Here is a 15,321-nt window from a genome sequence, read left to right as displayed (position 1 = left end):
TTAATAAATATAACGAATGACTTGGAGAAGTTATGATGAATACAAAAATAACATGTATTGCAGCGGCCGTTTCTATGTCACTCGGGCTGAGTAGTTGTGGTGGTGGCAGTGATAGTGACAATGAACCATTTGTGGTAACAGTGCCTTTCTCGCTAGGTATCTCTGATGCCCCCGTTGATGATGCCAAAGAAGTTGTGATAGCCATTGACCAAATTCGTTTGATCCCTGTTGACGATGACGACGATGACGACGATGACGACGACGACGATGATGACGACGACGACGATGATGACGATGACGACGACGATGATGATCGCCAAACCGTTGTTATCGATAGTTTCGATGGCGAAGATATTGTCAGCATTAACCTATTGGACTATACCGGTTCAGATCAATTAACCATCATCAGTGAAGACGACGATATTGAGGTTGCCGTTGGTGCCTACCGAATGGAGTTGGTGGTCGTAAATAATATGTCCTGGGTCACCTTGGACGATGACGTGCAATATGATTTGAAAGTCCCCAGCACTCGCTTAAAACTAGGACGGTTTGACGTGGTTCTTGGAGCCAGTGAAACTGAGAGCGGCCCCGCCTATACCGTCGAATTTGATTTACGGAAATCTTTAGTTCAACGTGGTGTCGATCCGGCGCAAAACGGCTTTATAGTAAAACCGCACGGGGTGCGAATTACCGGCAGTAGCAGCAGTGGTCACATCGAAGGCGATGTCGACTTAGCGGCGGTTATTGAGTTATCCGAGCTCAGTAACGATATGCCAACGTGCACTGGATTAACTCATACGGTTTACCTGTATCAAGGCGATCAAACCGGTAATGAAGAGAGTCTTATCGATAATATCGACAGCGACGATATCGACTATGTCATGCCCACAGATGAAGACTTTCCTGAAAACCCAGTAGAGCCATTTGCTAGTACGTTAGTTGTAATGGACGATGACGATGACGAAAGCGATGATGATAGCGATGATGATAGCGATGAAAGTGACGTAGAATACGAGTATGAATTTGGTTTTGTCCCCAATGGTGAGGGATTTGCTGTTGACGTCGACCCTAATGATGCCATTTATACTGTTGTATTAGCGTGTAATGTAGGTGGTGATGGCTATATCGACGATCCCGTACAATATGATGGTTTACTCATTGCAAACCCAGTAGGTCAAGCAGCTGTGGTGAAAGTGATCACCGGTGAAGAAGTCGAGCAAGACTTCCCTATTGGTGATGAGAGCGATGATGATTAGCCATATCGACTGATAGGCACATTGAAAGCAACAAAAAAGCCATCTCTTTTAGGGGATGGCTTTTTTAATGAGGCTTAAATGTAGATTACAAATCAAGCACACGTTTACCTTGTTTAAAGACGATATCTACGGGAATATTGGCCGCTTCTAACTTTGCCATATCGGCGGCTAGGTCGTCTCGTATTATGCCCATTTCTTTGACCATGGTAGCAACGCCTTGATAATCACCATCACCTTGCAAGGTTAAGATCAACTTGGATAAGGAGTCGATGGCTTTGCTCATTTTGTCCATGTCGACACGATAAAAACCTTGCTCGTCTTTGGTGAAAGCACCTTGGTCGGCAAAATAGTTAAAACGCACCATGTTGGCCTTGCCGTGGGCGCTTGAAGCACCAAAGCGCACAGAGCGGAATATGCCGGCCATAAAGGTGGTGTAGTAGTCTTTTAATTCACCTTCAGTGATGACCTTCTTTTTAAGCAGTTGACGTACCATATACAAGCCAAGAATATCCGCTTTACCTTCTTCTAATGCAGATGCGTGCTCTTTTAAAGCGCTACGAACTGTACCTTTTTTATTGATGGTATTTTTAATGCCTAAGCCGTGTGCCACTTCATGAAACATGGTATTGGCAAAAAATGCAGTGAAAGTGACATGTTTACGGTCTTCTTCGCTGACTAAGGTGTCGGAAATTGGCAGCATAATAGTGTCGAATTTAGCGCGCATAGCGTTCTTAAGCTGCAATCGTCGCGTGCCTTTTTGCAATTGTACCTGCTCATCGTTTGGTAGGTTGATGGCGATGGTTTTCGAGCCTGCGTTGGAGTGGCCAGCATAATAAATGACATCGTAGGCATTAAGATCGGCATCCGCACCTGGTGTTTCCGCTTTGTATTTTTTACTTACCGGTAACCCTTTTTGCAAACTTGGCAGATGCTCAGCGTATTTGGCTAATCGTTGACTCCAGTTTAAGTCTTTAACCAATACATAGGATTCAAAGCCAGCACGATAACCGTACAGCAAGTCTTCATAGGTTTCGATGGGGCCGATGACCACATCAATAGGGTTATTTTTCATATCCATCCAAGCAAAATCGGATGGCTGATAATTATCATTTAAAAACGCTTCAGCACGCATATTAAGGTAGCTGGCAAACTCGCTATCTTCGGCATATGTCGCGGCTTTTTTTAGCAATGCTGCCGCACGCTCTAATTGTTCGGCGTAGGCTTCTGAGTATGGTAATGAGTATAATTGACCTTTTTGATTGCGACGTACAATCGAATAAAGCGATTCTTTATCAGTAAAATCTGCTGCTTCGAATTCAGCTTTACTCATATCGGTAGGGTAAAATTGCGCGCCCATAGGTTTGACGTCAATATTATTTAAGAATGGTTTGTCACCTTGTAAACGATCCCATGGGCCATAATTAATTTCAACAAAACGTTTGGTGGCTGGGTCTTTAATATTGGCTAAAAACGCGGCCTTATTGTCACCAAACGCTTGCTGCCAAAATAGCTCATCCATTATTTTCGATGCGTCGATTAGAATCGACAACATGGTTCGTTGGTTGTCACTTAAGTGCGATAAGTCGGCGGATAAGGTGACTTCTTGATAAATATTTAAACGAGATTCGGCTTGCGGTAATAACTCATGGGTTTGATGCTCAGCATCTTTGTTATTACATGCGAAAAGACAGGTTGTGACTGCGATTGCTGCTGCAATTTTTGCCAACTTCATAGTTTTCCCCAGTGGTATTTTGATTATTTGTAAGTGCGTGACGCACTATAGTGTTTAGAAGAATAAAAATTATTGACTGAATAAGCAACTCGTTGCGCAAAATGATCATCATTTTGTTGTTTGTTCGTGGCAGCGAACATTGGACTTGCCCCTATTCCTCTGTTATTAATTAATTGAAGAAGCAGCACTTTTGCAATGGTACAGACGAGGGAATAATTATGAGACATGTGGTAATTTCATTTTTGGGTGAGGATCGTCCTGGCTTGGTTGAGAAGTTAGCAGCGATTGTGAAACACCATGGCGGTAACTGGCAAACCAGTAGCATGCGTCATTTGTCTGGTTTTTTTGCTGGCATTTTGGAAGTCATGGTTGCAGAACAAAATGCCGAGGCTCTGGTGAATGACCTACAAGGCTTTGATATGTTGGATATGAATATTCAGCTAAGCAAACCTGGTAATTACGATGACAGAACCATTTCTATTGATATAACCGCCAATGATCGTCCTGGTATTATTGGTGATATTTCTGCGGTGATACATAAAGCCAAAGGTAATTTGGTTAAATTGGTGAGTAGCCAGGGCAATGCACCTCATTTTGGTCAGCCAATATTTAAAGCATCAGCCATTGTTGCGGTGACAACGGACCAGCAAATAGAACAACTTGTCGATGCGCTAGAAGGCATCGAAGATGATTTAATTGTAGATTTGAATATCTAGCGGCAGTGTTTGTTTGAGGCGTGGTAAGCTGAGAATCAGATAAAAAATGGCCCTTATGGGCCATTTTTTATCGATAATCGTTTGCGTTAATTAAAGCGACAATCCTAATTTTTTGAATTCTTTTTCAACAACGTCTGCTGGAAGTGGAATGTAACCATCTTTCTCAACAATTTTTTGACCTTGCTTTGATAGAACCATCTTCAAGAACTCTGCTTCTTTCGGAGCAAGTGGCTTGTTTGGGTGTTTATTCACATAAACGTATAAGTAACGTGATAGTGGGTACTCACCAGATACCGCGTTATCCATGTTCGCTTCAACGTAATTAGTGCCTTTCTTACTTAGTGGTAAAGCGCGCACACCTGACGTTTTGTAACCAATACCTGAATATCCGATACCGTTCAGAGACGCTGAAACAGATTGTACAACAGACGCAGAACCTGGTTGCTCGTTTACGGTGTTTTTGAAGTCACCTTTACACAAAGCTTTTTTCTTAAAGTAACCGTAAGTACCCGATACTGAGTTACGACCGTAAAGTTGGATATCTTTAGCTGTCCATTCACCGTCAAGACCTAATTTACCCCAACGGTCAGCATCTTCAGTGCCTTTACACTTACGGTTTGAAGAGAAAATCGCATCAACTTGCTGGATGCTTAAGCCTTCAATTGGGTTATCTTTATGTACGAATACCGCTAGAGCGTCGATAGCAACGCGCACAGCTGTTGGCTTGTAACCGAATTTCTTTTCAAACGCCTGTATTTCTTTAGACTTCATTTTACGGCTCATCGGACCCATGTTCGATGTCGCTTCGGTTAGCGATGGTGGCGCAGTCGAAGAACCCGCTGCTTGAATTTGAATGTTAACACTAGGGTAAGTACGTTTGAACTCTTCAGCCCAAAACGTCATCATGTTGGCTAGAGTATCTGAGCCTACTGACGAAAGGTTACCTGAGATACCACTGGTTTTTTTGTACTCTGGCAAGTTTTTGTCAAGAGCTAGCGCATTTGAGCTTGCCAGCGTTGCTACAGCCAAACCAACACCTGTAATTAAGCTTTTCAGTTTCATAGTATGTCTCCAAAGAGTAAAAATCATTAAATAAAAATCTTTTTGATGGTGCTGATAGTAAAGCGTCAATGTGACACTTTTATTACAACATTAGTTTTTTTATTTTTTATCGTCATGAGGTGTTTTTGACGTTAATGCGTCCGCAGTCTTAAATGATTCATACAAGGTTATCTCAGGAAAATTTGTGCCGGACTAATTTTTTTTAGTGTCTGTATATGTGCTAGCCGCATTATTTCAGATGTTTTTATGACTCAAAATTTAATAGATAAATACTGTCATTACATATAGTTACAAGCTTGTGCATTATGTCAAAATTATTGCAGTTCGGTTTAGCTTGTCATTAACTTGCTATTTACACGTCATTAAAAGTAGAAAAAATAAAATTAATTACATATTGTCACAAAAGTGTAATATTGCCATGGCAAACTAGCGGCAAATATCACTGGTAACCAGTAATAAACATTTTATGTTTTTGTTTAATAGGGTAAACACAATGAATTTAACCAAAACAACAATCGCGCTATCACTAATGACTGCTATGAGTGCTCCAGCATTTGCGGCAGATGAAATCAGCTTCTACGGTAAAGCAAATATCGGTCTACAAAGCTCCGATGAAGCAGGCGAGTCTGAAACTGAAGTTAAATCAAACTCATCACGTGTCGGTGTCAATGGCGAACTAAAAGTAAGCGATAGCTTGTCTGTTGTATATAAAGCTGAAGCCCAGCTGGAAATGGCCGATGATGAAGCTGACAACATCAAGGCTCGTAACCAATACGTTGGCTTGAAAGGCAACCTAGGTACTGTGTTGTTAGGTCGTAACGATACAATGGTCAAACAATCTCAAGGTAAAATCGATCTATTCAGTGACTACGAAGGTGATATCAAAAACCTTTGGAAAGGTGAAAACCGTATGGGTGAAACCTTGACTTACATTACCCCTAAATTTGGTGATTTTTATGCCGGTTTTACCTATGTAGCTGAAGGTGATAAAGACCAGAAAGCCAAAAACGAAGGGGATGCCGGTTTTTCTGCAGCTTTGATGTACGGTGACGCCAAGCTGAAAAAGTCAGACTGGTTTGCATCTGTCGCTTTCGATAGCGAAGTTGAAGGCTATGATAACATGCGTGCTAGCGTACAGACTAAAATTGCTGGTATCAAACTTGGTCTGATTGCACACAGCCAAGAAGAAGTAGAGTCAGGTGATGAAACCACAGGCTTTATGGTAAGCGCAGCATACAAAATCAATGACTTCACCATAAAAGGTCAAGTGCAAACGGCTGAAGAAGACTTTGGTGATGATGCAGAGTTCATGTCTTACTCAATCGGTGTTGATTATGCCTTAGCGAAAAACGCTAAATTATTTGCTTGGGCAACTTCTATTGATAACGACGAAGATGTGACTGGCGAAGATGACAGCACATATTTGTCAACGGGTATTGAATACAAGTTCTAACAACACCTTTTTCAAGGTCATAAAAAGCCATGCTTTCGAGCATGGCTTTTTATTTTAAATTTTTGTTTGTTAACGATTAATGTTCATTTGCCAGCGATTATCAAAAATCGTAAATGTTTTTGCTTAGCTGTCTGAGTATCGATATAGTTAGCTATAATTAACGGCAGTAAATATGTGATGATTTTATGACGACTGTCATAAAAGTGTCATTAAAGACTGGCAGAATGATGGCGTAACTAATAAATTGATTATGGAACCGCTATGGAACGACGAATTCTTGTAGTTGAAGATGAAACCCCAATTCGTGAGATGATTACCTTTGTGTTAGAGCAAAATGGCTTTAACCCAATTGAAGCCAGGGATTATGATGAGGCAAAAGCGCTATTAACTGATCCGCTTCCTGACCTGTTATTGTTAGATTGGATGCTGCCTGGTGGTAGTGGTTTAAAAATAGCTAGAGAGGTCAAACAGCAGGAATATACGCGCAATATTCCAATCATTATGTTGACGGCTCGCTCAGATGAAGACGACAAAGTTCGCGGTTTTGACGTTGGTATTGATGACTATGTCACCAAACCTTTTTCGCCGAAAGAATTGATTGCTCGTATTAAGGCTGTTATTCGCCGCGTCGCACCAACTGCACTTGAAGAGCTGATTGAATTTAAAGGGTTATCACTTGATCCTGTGTCACATCGTGTCGCAATTAATGAAGCACCGATCGAATTGGGTCCAACAGAGTTTAAAATGTTGCACTTTTTTATGACCCATCCTGAACGTGTCTATTCGCGAGAACAATTACTTGATAATGTATGGGGTACCAACGTATACGTTGAAGATCGTACCGTCGATGTTCACATACGACGTTTACGTAAGTCTATCGCGGGTCAAGGGCACGATGAATTCGTGCAAACGGTTCGTGGTGCAGGCTATCGATTTTCTAGTCGTGTAAACTAGCACCAAACATGTTGAGAGATTAAACATCAACTATGATATTTCGATTTTCTGCGCAGCAGTTTGTTGTTAAACAGTGCCTGATTCTTCTGGTGAGTGGCCTAATTGGCTACTGGCTAGGCTATTTTTGGCTTACACTGTTTGTTGTTACTGCGGCAAAGCTAGCCTGGCATTACAAATATTTGCTTGGCTTGATAAAATGGTTGTGGCATAAAAACTTACTGTATCCGCCAGAATCTAAAGGTATCTGGGGGCATGTCTACGATGGTATTTATCGTCGCATTAAAAGCTACCGTAAAAAACAAAAACAGCTGAATACGCGTATTCGCCAATACCGTGATGGTGCAGAAGCACTGCCCGATGCGGCGGTTGTGTTAGATTTATATTTCAATATCCGTTGGTCTAATAAAAAAGCCAATCGTCTATTAGGAGTGCGTTGGCCGCAAGACTCAGGGCAACGTATAACCAACTTAGTGCGCTCGCCGGTGCTCAACAAATATCTTGAAAAGTTAGACTTTAGTGAACCGTGTTCGCTCATTTCTCCAGAAGATCCTGACCAACAAATTGAAATGCGCTTTATGCTATATGGCGACGATCAATACTTAATGTTGGCACGGGATGTTAGTCAGACTAAACGTCTTGAAAAGATGCGCCGCGATTTTGTAGCTAATGTCTCCCATGAGCTGAAAACACCGCTAACGGTGATGCAAGGTTATGTCGAGGTGATGCTCGAACAGGATGATATTAGTGAGCAATGGCGAAAAAGCTTAGATACGGTGCAAACTCAAGTCTCGCGTATGGATCGCTTGGTACAACAACTGTTAGTACTGTCTAAAGTTGAAGTGCCGGCAGAAGAGGATATCCGCCATCACGTGCACCTAGCAAAACTGCTTGATAAAGTCATGGAAGATGTTTATTGGCTTAACAAACAAAAAGGCCACGAAATTGCGGTAGAGCTTGATCCAAGGTTGGGTATTTTAGGCATCGAATCGGAATTGAAAAGTGCCTGTTCTAACCTGATTATTAATGCCATGAATTATACTGGCACTGGAGGACGCATTGATATCTGTTGGAAAAAGCAAGACGATTACTGCCTGTTTAGCGTTAAAGATACCGGTTGCGGCATCAGCGAAGTTGATATTTCGCGCTTAAGTGAACGCTTTTATCGCGTAGATAAATCTCGTTCTCGTGATACCGGCGGAACCGGCCTTGGCCTAGCCATTGTTAAGCATGTGGCCGCCAATCATAACGCTGAACTGGTTATAGAGTCAGTGCTTAATCAAGGCAGTACGTTTACTATTAAATTCCCGGCAGACGATTCTTTTATTGTTCGCCAAACGGAAAAGGTCGTATAGTGCCAATTGCCTGACTCAAACTAAAAAGCGACAAGGTATTAGACCTGCCGCTTTTTTTGTCCGCGTTTATTCTTTTAGAAAATAGCACCAAGCACTAAATTAATGATGGTGATAGCAAACGACGCGATGAGCGTGGTTTTTAAATCTTTTATCTCAAAATCTTCGATTAATTGATCGGTAAGCCATAACAAAAACGCGTTAAGGATAAACACGAATAAGCCAAAGGTAATTAAAATCAATGGCATGGAGATTATTGCCAAGAACCAGTACAAAAGCAGGTCCGCGATTGAATATACCACGGCAACGATGACTGCCGTCAGAGGGCTTTTCAGGCGGATGCCATCAATAAATCGAGATACCAAAAAAATAGATATACTTAGCAACACTAATTTGGTTATCATTTCCTACCTTATCTTTTATTACGATTATTATCCTTACCTGTTGTATCAGGTTGGCCAGGGAATTTCATCATGTGGTTTAAAAATTTATATATTTTTGCGTTTACCCGACCTTTTACTACCAGCGAGGAAGAGCTGGATAAAGCATTACAAGAACATGTTTTTGCACCTTGTGCCAAAACAGAGATGTCACGCTTTGGTTGGAGTAGCGCCTTAGGTAAACACGGCGATAGGTTGTTACATCATGCCAATGGCTGTATTTTATTGAACGCTCGTAAAGAAGAAAAGCTTCTTCCTGCCGCGGTGGTAAAAGAGCAGTTGGAAGCCAAGGTTGCGCAACTTGAGCAAGAGCACAGTCGTAAAGCAACCAAAAAAGAGAAAGAACAATTTAAAGAAGACATTACCTTTGAATTACTACCACGCGCATTTTCTCGTATTTCTGATACCCAAGGTTATATTTGTCCAGATAAAAATATCATTGTCATTAACAGCAGTTCACGCAATAAAGCAGAAGACTTTTTAGCATTGTTGCGTAAATGTTTAGGCTCATTACCAGTAACCAGCTTTGCGCCACCAGCGGGCGCTGAAACGGTGATGACCAGTTGGTTATTAGAGCAAAATTTACCAGAGCGTTTTGTCATCGGTTTTGAAGGTGAGTTAAAAGCTTTGGGTGAAGATGCCGCTGTGATCAAATGTAAGAATCAGGATTTATTATCTGATGAAATCTTAGCACATTTAAATACCGATAAGCAGGTGGTAAAAATAGCCTTTGATTATGAGCAAGTATTATCGTGCATTTTATGCGATGACTTGTCAGTGAAGCGTGTTAAGTTTCATGAAAGCGTATTTGAACAAAATGATGACATCGACAATGATGATATTTTGGTCAAAATTGATGCCGACTTTACCCTAATGACCGGTGAGTTGAACAAATTTATTGACGACATGTTAGCGCAATTCGATTTAGCGACAAATAGTTACCTCGAACCTTAGTCTAACGTTATGTGCTAAGGCACTGAAATACATACCTTTTGAAGGCGTGATTACACTTGGTTACAGCTGTTAACTTAATGTGTATTGCGCCTTTTTACTATCGGCATTAAAATAGCGCCCAAAATTGATATATCCAGACAAATACTAGGGTTTTAAAATTATGTTCGTTCCAGAGTTATTATCTCCTGCCGGTAGCCTGAAAAACATGCGTTATGCCTATGCTTATGGTGCAGATGCGGTATATGCCGGTCAACCTCGTTATTCACTGCGCGTACGTAATAATGAATTTAACCTGGAAAACCTTAAGCTGGGTATAGATGAGGCACACGAGTTAGGAAAGAAACTGTATGTGGTCAGTAACATTGCCCCACATAACGCAAAATTGAAAACGTACTTGCGTGATATTGAGCCGGTTATTGCCATGAATCCCGATGCCTTGATCATGAGTGATCCAGGTATGATCATGATGGTACGCGAAGCGTTCCCAGACATGGCAATTCACTTATCGGTACAGGCCAATGCGGTAAACTGGGCGACAGTAAAGTTTTGGCAACAACAAGGCGTTGAACGAGTTATTTTGTCACGTGAATTATCACTGGATGAAATTGAAGAAATCCGCATGCGTGTGCCAGAAATGGAACTTGAAGTGTTCGTTCATGGTGCATTATGTATGGCTTATTCGGGCCGTTGTTTATTGTCTGGTTACATTAACAAACGCGATCCTAACCAAGGTACATGCACAAATGCCTGTCGTTGGTCTTACAATGCTCATGACGCTAGAGAAGATGAGCATGGTGATATCATTGCGGTGCAACCTCAGCAGCCTATCGCTGGTACTGAACAGCCTGAAATTTGGACACCGGAGATGGCCAAGCAAGAGCAACAACCAACAGATGAAGTATTTTTATTGCAGGAGCAAGGCCGACCAGGTGAGTACATGCCGGCGTTTGAGGACGAGCATGGTACCTACATTATGAACTCAAAAGATCTTCGTGCAATTGAACATGTTGAGCGCTTGGTGAAAATGGGTGTGCATTCTTTGAAGATTGAAGGCCGCACTAAGTCTTTCTACTACTGTGCCCGTACCGCACAAATATACAAGCAAGCGATTATGGATGCCGTTGAAGGCCGCTGCTTTAATGAACGCTTGAAGCTGGATCTAGAGCATTTAGCGAGTCGCGGTTATACCGAAGGGTTTTTATCGCGCCATCGTCATGATCAGTTGCAAAATTATGAGTATGGTTACTCGAAATCTGACAGTCAGCAATTTGTTGGTGAAGTGATAGGACGTACGGCGGATGGCTTGCTAGAAATCGAAGTGAAGAATAAGTTCTTAACCGGTGATGAAATCGAGCTTATGACACCAAAAGGTAACAAGAGCTTCGTACTTGAGTATATGCAAAATCGCAAAGGCGAAGAGGTTACCGACGCAAAAGGCTCGGGTCACATTGTACAAATCAAATGTGATACCGACCTGGATTTAGAATACGGCATTATTATGCGCTATCTGAACCAAGGTGAAACCACACGTCATCCATTTGCGCAAAACCAGGCATAACAGTTTGTGCAAATTGCGCAAAGCTAACGACAGGTTAAATCATGGCACTTAAAATACTCGACAGCTGCATTAATTGCGACATGTGCGACCCAGAATGTCCGAACACCGCCATCTATATGGGCGATGTAATATACGAGATAGATCCGCATCGTTGCACTGAATGTGTGGGGCACTACGATACGCCACAATGTGTGGCGGCGTGTCCTATCGATTGTATAAAACCCGATCCAGAGCGAAAAGAAAGCGAACAAGAGTTATTACAAAAATGCTTTGAATTACACGGTGTCGAGTCGTAACATTTACATGATTAAGGCATTGCTAGATTAGTTCGTTTATGGAAATACTTAGCTCGTATGGTGCGGTTGCCACGTTTTTGTTGATTTTTGTTGCCGAGTTTGGTGATAAATCACAACTGGTTTGTATGACACTGGCAGTAAAATATCGCGCTCGACCGGTATTGTTTGGCGCCATATCGGCGTTTGCCATTCTCAATGTTATTGCCGTGTTGTTCGGTGCCAGTTTTGCCAATTTTATCGACCAACGTTACTTAAGTATTATTGCTATCGTATTGTTCGCTTTGTTTGCAATATCAAGTTGGCGTGATGCGCACCATGACGATGACACCGATGAAGGCCAGCTTAAGGTCGGTAAACACATCAGTATGTCAGCATTTACCTTGATTTTTGCCGCAGAAATGGGTGATAAAACCCAATTAGCGGTAGCAACCCTAAGTACCACGCAACCACCTCTTATGGTGTGGATTAGCGCAACCCTGGCGTTAGCGACAACCTGTGTTATCGGTGTCATCGTTGGCAAAAAGCTACTCAATCGTATTAGCGAACAACTGCTTAGTAAAATGGCTGCGCTATTATTTGCCACATTTGCGGTCATTACCGCCATAACCACCTTTGCCTAATTCTGCTTAGCCTTTATTTGTTAGCCCTGAGCACATTAGCCTTTAGCTCTTGGCACTTAAGTCCCTCTTTGCCTTGGGGTTCTTGCCTGATATACTGATTTCTTTAGCGTTAATTTAACTTTTACTATCGATCATGTCGGTCAATCGGACAAATGAACACATCAGACACGTTACGCTGCCTTCATTTTTAAGGCGAGCATTGCGCGCCTTTGAATTAAAAGCTCTTATTCGAGACAGTGGCAGTGAGTTGAGCCGCATTGGCCGCTCTCGCAATTGGCGACTCAGTGCCAGTCGTGAACAGTTGTTTAACGTGATTGAATCGATACGCAGGGTAGATGAGCCAAGCTGGCAATGGGTGATCACCTTACTGGAAAAAAAATTAGGCGATTTTACCCAAGACGACATTATTAATCTGGTAAAGCGCAATCCAGGTATTACCGTTAATGAATTGGTTATTCTTGCTAATTGCACCATAATTGAAGCGCGCAAAGCGATCGATGCTTATGAATGGATGGATTGAGATAGCAATCGCTGCTGATTGAGCATTACCTCTCTATTTATTAACGGCTTTCTCACGGTTATCTGGGAATTATTAAAACAAAAAGGTCAGCGTAGAAATACGCTGACCTTTTTAATATTAACCAGGCTAATCTTTATCTAGCTAATATTAGCCTGGTTTGGAATTACCAGATTTTTACACGTTGCTCTGGAGCCAGATATAATTTAGCGTCTTTTTCAACGGCAAATGCACTGTAAAATTCAGGCACATTTCGCACTGTACCATTGACTCGAAATTGAGCCGGAGAGTGCGGATCGGTGCCAACCAATTGGCGCAATAACTCTTCGCGATAAGAACCGCGCCATATTTGACCAAAGCCTATCAGTACACGTTGCTCACCAGTAAAGCCATCGATAACCTGCGCATCTTCTCCGATTAGTGAAAGTTTATAGGCTTTCATGGCGATACTTAAGCCGCCTAAATCACCAATGTTTTCGCCCAAGGTAAAGGTACCGTTAACATTCAGATCATCAAATACTTTATATGAGTCGTATTGTGCAACAAGGGCTTGGGTGCGCTTTTTAAACTCTTCTTTATCGGTTGGTGTCCACCAATTACGCAGTACGCCATCGCCATCAAAGGTTGAACCCGCATCGTCAAATCCGTGACCAATTTCATGACCAATGACCGCGCCAATACCACCATAATTTACCGCGTCATCGGCGTTCATATCAAAGAACGGTGGTTGTAATATGCCCGCTGGAAACACGATTTCGTTAAGCGGTGGGTTGTAATAGGCGTTGATGGTTTGTGGGTTCATCTGCCACTCAGATTTATCCACCACGCGGCCTTGGCGGTCTAGGTTTTGTTGATATTGAACTAAAGCCGCGCGTTCAATATTGCCGAAGTAGTCATCGGCTTTGATTTCCAAATCGCTGTAGTCTTTCCATTTGTCAGGGTAGCCGATTTTTGGCGTAAATTTAGATAACTTATCGAGTGCTTGCTCTTTGGTCTCAGGGGTCATCCACGTCAAGTCTTGAATGCTGCGGCGATAAGCCAAAATAAGGTTATCAACCAAGTGTTGCATGCGCGCTTTTGCTTCTGGTGGGAAGTGGCGAGCAACATAGACTTTACCAACAACCTCACCTAAGGTGCCGTTAACCACATTGACACCACGTCGCCACATCGGGCGCTGCTGTTTAGCTCCCCATAAGGTTTTGGTGTAAAAATCAAAGTTTTCTTTATCTATGGCGCTGGTTAAGCGAGAGCCATTGGCACTTAGCGCTTTCCAGGTTAAAAACGTTTGCCAGTCGGCAATCGAGGTTTGGCTGATAATGCCATTTAACGCTTTCATGTAATCGATTTGCGTGATCACTAAACCATCGATGGTGTCTATGCCGGCTTCTTGTAAAAAGGCACTCCAGTTAAAGTCAGCCATTATCTGCGCAAGATCTTCGCGAGGCACTTTATTGTATAGCGCCACCATATCGCGGGTTTTTTCTTTTTCCATATGAACCTTAGCAAGCTTTTGCTCTAGGTCATATATTGTTTCGGCGGCCTGTTTGCCTGCATTAAAACCGGCAAGATCAAACATATTTTCAATATGTTGCAGATATTTATCACGTATATCTGCCGACTTGTCGTCTTCTTTAAAGTAGTATTCTCGGTCCGGTAGACCTAAACCGCCTTGCCAGGTGTACATCATGTAGGTGTCTGGTTCTTTAAAGTCGACGTACTGACCAAGCGCAAATGGCATGTTGTAGCCGCGTTTATTGGCCGTCGCAAAGTAAACGGCTAAATCGTCATAATTAGCAATTGCACTGATTTTACCAAACTCAGGTTGTAATGGTTTGACGCTGAGCGCATCACGAGTTTTCATATCCATATATGAGTTATACAGATCACCAACTTTTTGTTGGTCTGAGCCTGGTGCAAAGTTGCCCTTCGCAGATTCTTCGATAATAATTTTAACGTTATCTTGCGACGCATCTCTAAGTGTCGACCAAACACCGACACTGGACTTGTCCTCAGGGATGGTGGCGGTTGCCATCCATTTACCATTCACGTATTGATTAAAATCATCGCCAGGACTTACCGAGGTGTCCATGTATTCGGTATAAATACCAGAACTAAGTTCTGGTAGGGTGGTATCTGTTTCATTGGCTGTGGTGTCTTCGCCATTAGAGCAGGCCACCAATGCAATCGTCATTAGCGATAATGACACAGGTTTTAGATAGTTCATTGAATTGTCCCTGTTAATCGTACTGATTGAATTAACTACTTGTTATCAATCATTTATTTTTAAAAAGGTATAGCTTCGCTTATTTACTATAGAGCAAAAAACAGGCAAGTCGAGTTGTTGATATATTTCATTACAAATTAACCACGGTTGGCTATGTCTTGGCGAACAATCAAAACAGGCCATTTGATGT

At 42.2% G+C, this 15,321-nt stretch carries 14 protein-coding genes; 10 read left to right on the top strand and 4 right to left on the bottom strand.

Translation table 11 applies throughout. From position 1 onward, the window contains the following. The first annotated feature begins 32 nt into the window (after nucleotides 1–32). On the top strand, nucleotides 33–1,256 hold the full coding sequence (locus HII16_RS01105) for a DUF4382 domain-containing protein (RefSeq protein WP_248289464.1): 1,224 nt from the start codon (nucleotides 33–35) through the stop codon (nucleotides 1,254–1,256). A gap of 85 nt (nucleotides 1,257–1,341) precedes the next feature. On the opposite strand, the gene HII16_RS01100 is transcribed toward HII16_RS01105, so the two are convergent. Continuing rightward, nucleotides 1,342–2,988 (bottom strand): Zn-dependent hydrolase, encoded by a 1,647-nt coding sequence (locus HII16_RS01100; protein ID WP_169126671.1) that lies wholly within the window; start codon nucleotides 2,986–2,988, stop codon nucleotides 1,342–1,344. Between the two features lie 218 nt (nucleotides 2,989–3,206). Here HII16_RS01100 and HII16_RS01095 point away from each other — a divergent pair, with 218 nt between their 5' ends. Beyond that, a complete protein-coding gene (locus HII16_RS01095) occupies nucleotides 3,207–3,704 on the top strand; it encodes an ACT domain-containing protein (protein ID WP_169126669.1) in 498 nt (165 codons plus the stop codon). A 90-nt stretch (nucleotides 3,705–3,794) separates the two neighbouring features. On the opposite strand, the gene HII16_RS01090 is transcribed toward HII16_RS01095, so the two are convergent. Continuing rightward, entirely contained in the window at nucleotides 3,795–4,766 is a 972-nt protein-coding gene (locus HII16_RS01090) for a phosphate ABC transporter substrate-binding protein PstS family protein (protein WP_169126667.1), read from the bottom strand. Nucleotides 4,767–5,259: 493 nt separating this feature from the next. Between HII16_RS01090 and HII16_RS01085 the strand changes: the two genes are divergently transcribed. The 3 genes from HII16_RS01085 (at nucleotide 5,260) to phoR (ending at nucleotide 8,525) form a co-directional block, all read left to right on the top strand. Further along, nucleotides 5,260–6,219: a porin gene (locus HII16_RS01085; protein WP_169126665.1), complete on the top strand. Its 960-nt coding sequence runs from the start codon at nucleotides 5,260–5,262 to the stop codon at nucleotides 6,217–6,219. Between the two features lie 261 nt (nucleotides 6,220–6,480). After that, nucleotides 6,481–7,173, top strand: coding sequence for a phosphate regulon transcriptional regulator PhoB (gene phoB, locus HII16_RS01080; RefSeq protein ID WP_169126663.1), 693 nt, complete (start codon nucleotides 6,481–6,483; stop codon nucleotides 7,171–7,173). A gap of 32 nt (nucleotides 7,174–7,205) precedes the next feature. Then, nucleotides 7,206–8,525 carry a phosphate regulon sensor histidine kinase PhoR gene (gene phoR / locus HII16_RS01075; protein WP_169126661.1) on the top strand — a complete coding sequence of 440 codons (1,320 nt, stop codon included), beginning with the start codon at nucleotides 7,206–7,208 and terminating at the stop codon, nucleotides 8,523–8,525. 74 nt (nucleotides 8,526–8,599) lie between these two features. On the opposite strand, the gene HII16_RS01070 is transcribed toward phoR, so the two are convergent. After that, entirely contained in the window at nucleotides 8,600–8,926 is a 327-nt protein-coding gene (locus tag HII16_RS01070) for a phage holin family protein (protein ID WP_169126659.1), read from the bottom strand. Between the two features lie 69 nt (nucleotides 8,927–8,995). Here HII16_RS01070 and rdgC point away from each other — a divergent pair, with 69 nt between their 5' ends. The 5 genes from rdgC to HII16_RS01045 all read left to right on the top strand — a co-directional run bounded on the left by rdgC (nucleotide 8,996) and on the right by HII16_RS01045 (nucleotide 12,910). Beyond that, on the top strand, nucleotides 8,996–9,916 hold the full coding sequence (gene rdgC / locus HII16_RS01065; RefSeq protein WP_169126657.1) for a recombination-associated protein RdgC: 921 nt from the start codon (nucleotides 8,996–8,998) through the stop codon (nucleotides 9,914–9,916). A gap of 160 nt (nucleotides 9,917–10,076) precedes the next feature. Beyond that, on the top strand, nucleotides 10,077–11,474 hold the full coding sequence (gene yegQ / locus HII16_RS01060; RefSeq protein ID WP_169126655.1) for a tRNA 5-hydroxyuridine modification protein YegQ: 1,398 nt from the start codon (nucleotides 10,077–10,079) through the stop codon (nucleotides 11,472–11,474). 41 nt (nucleotides 11,475–11,515) lie between these two features. Continuing rightward, nucleotides 11,516–11,770, top strand: a complete 255-nt coding sequence (locus HII16_RS01055; protein WP_169126653.1) for a YfhL family 4Fe-4S dicluster ferredoxin — start codon at nucleotides 11,516–11,518, stop codon at nucleotides 11,768–11,770. Nucleotides 11,771–11,808: 38 nt separating this feature from the next. Then, nucleotides 11,809–12,390, top strand: coding sequence for a TMEM165/GDT1 family protein (locus HII16_RS01050; protein ID WP_169126651.1), 582 nt, complete (start codon nucleotides 11,809–11,811; stop codon nucleotides 12,388–12,390). Nucleotides 12,391–12,523: 133 nt separating this feature from the next. Then, a complete protein-coding gene (locus HII16_RS01045) occupies nucleotides 12,524–12,910 on the top strand; it encodes a ribosome recycling factor family protein (RefSeq protein ID WP_282434712.1) in 387 nt (128 codons plus the stop codon). Nucleotides 12,911–13,073: 163 nt separating this feature from the next. On the opposite strand, the gene HII16_RS01040 is transcribed toward HII16_RS01045, so the two are convergent. After that, a complete protein-coding gene (locus HII16_RS01040) occupies nucleotides 13,074–15,131 on the bottom strand; it encodes a M13-type metalloendopeptidase (protein ID WP_169126647.1) in 2,058 nt (685 codons plus the stop codon). Nucleotides 15,132–15,321: the final 190 nt, after the last annotated feature.

The organism is Thalassotalea sp. Y01 (genome assembly GCF_012932945.1).
In the GTDB taxonomy this organism is placed as follows: domain Bacteria; phylum Pseudomonadota; class Gammaproteobacteria; order Enterobacterales; family Alteromonadaceae; genus Thalassotalea_A.
The sequence above is the reverse complement of the archived record's forward strand: the minus strand, read 5'-3'. Positions and strand labels throughout refer to the sequence as shown.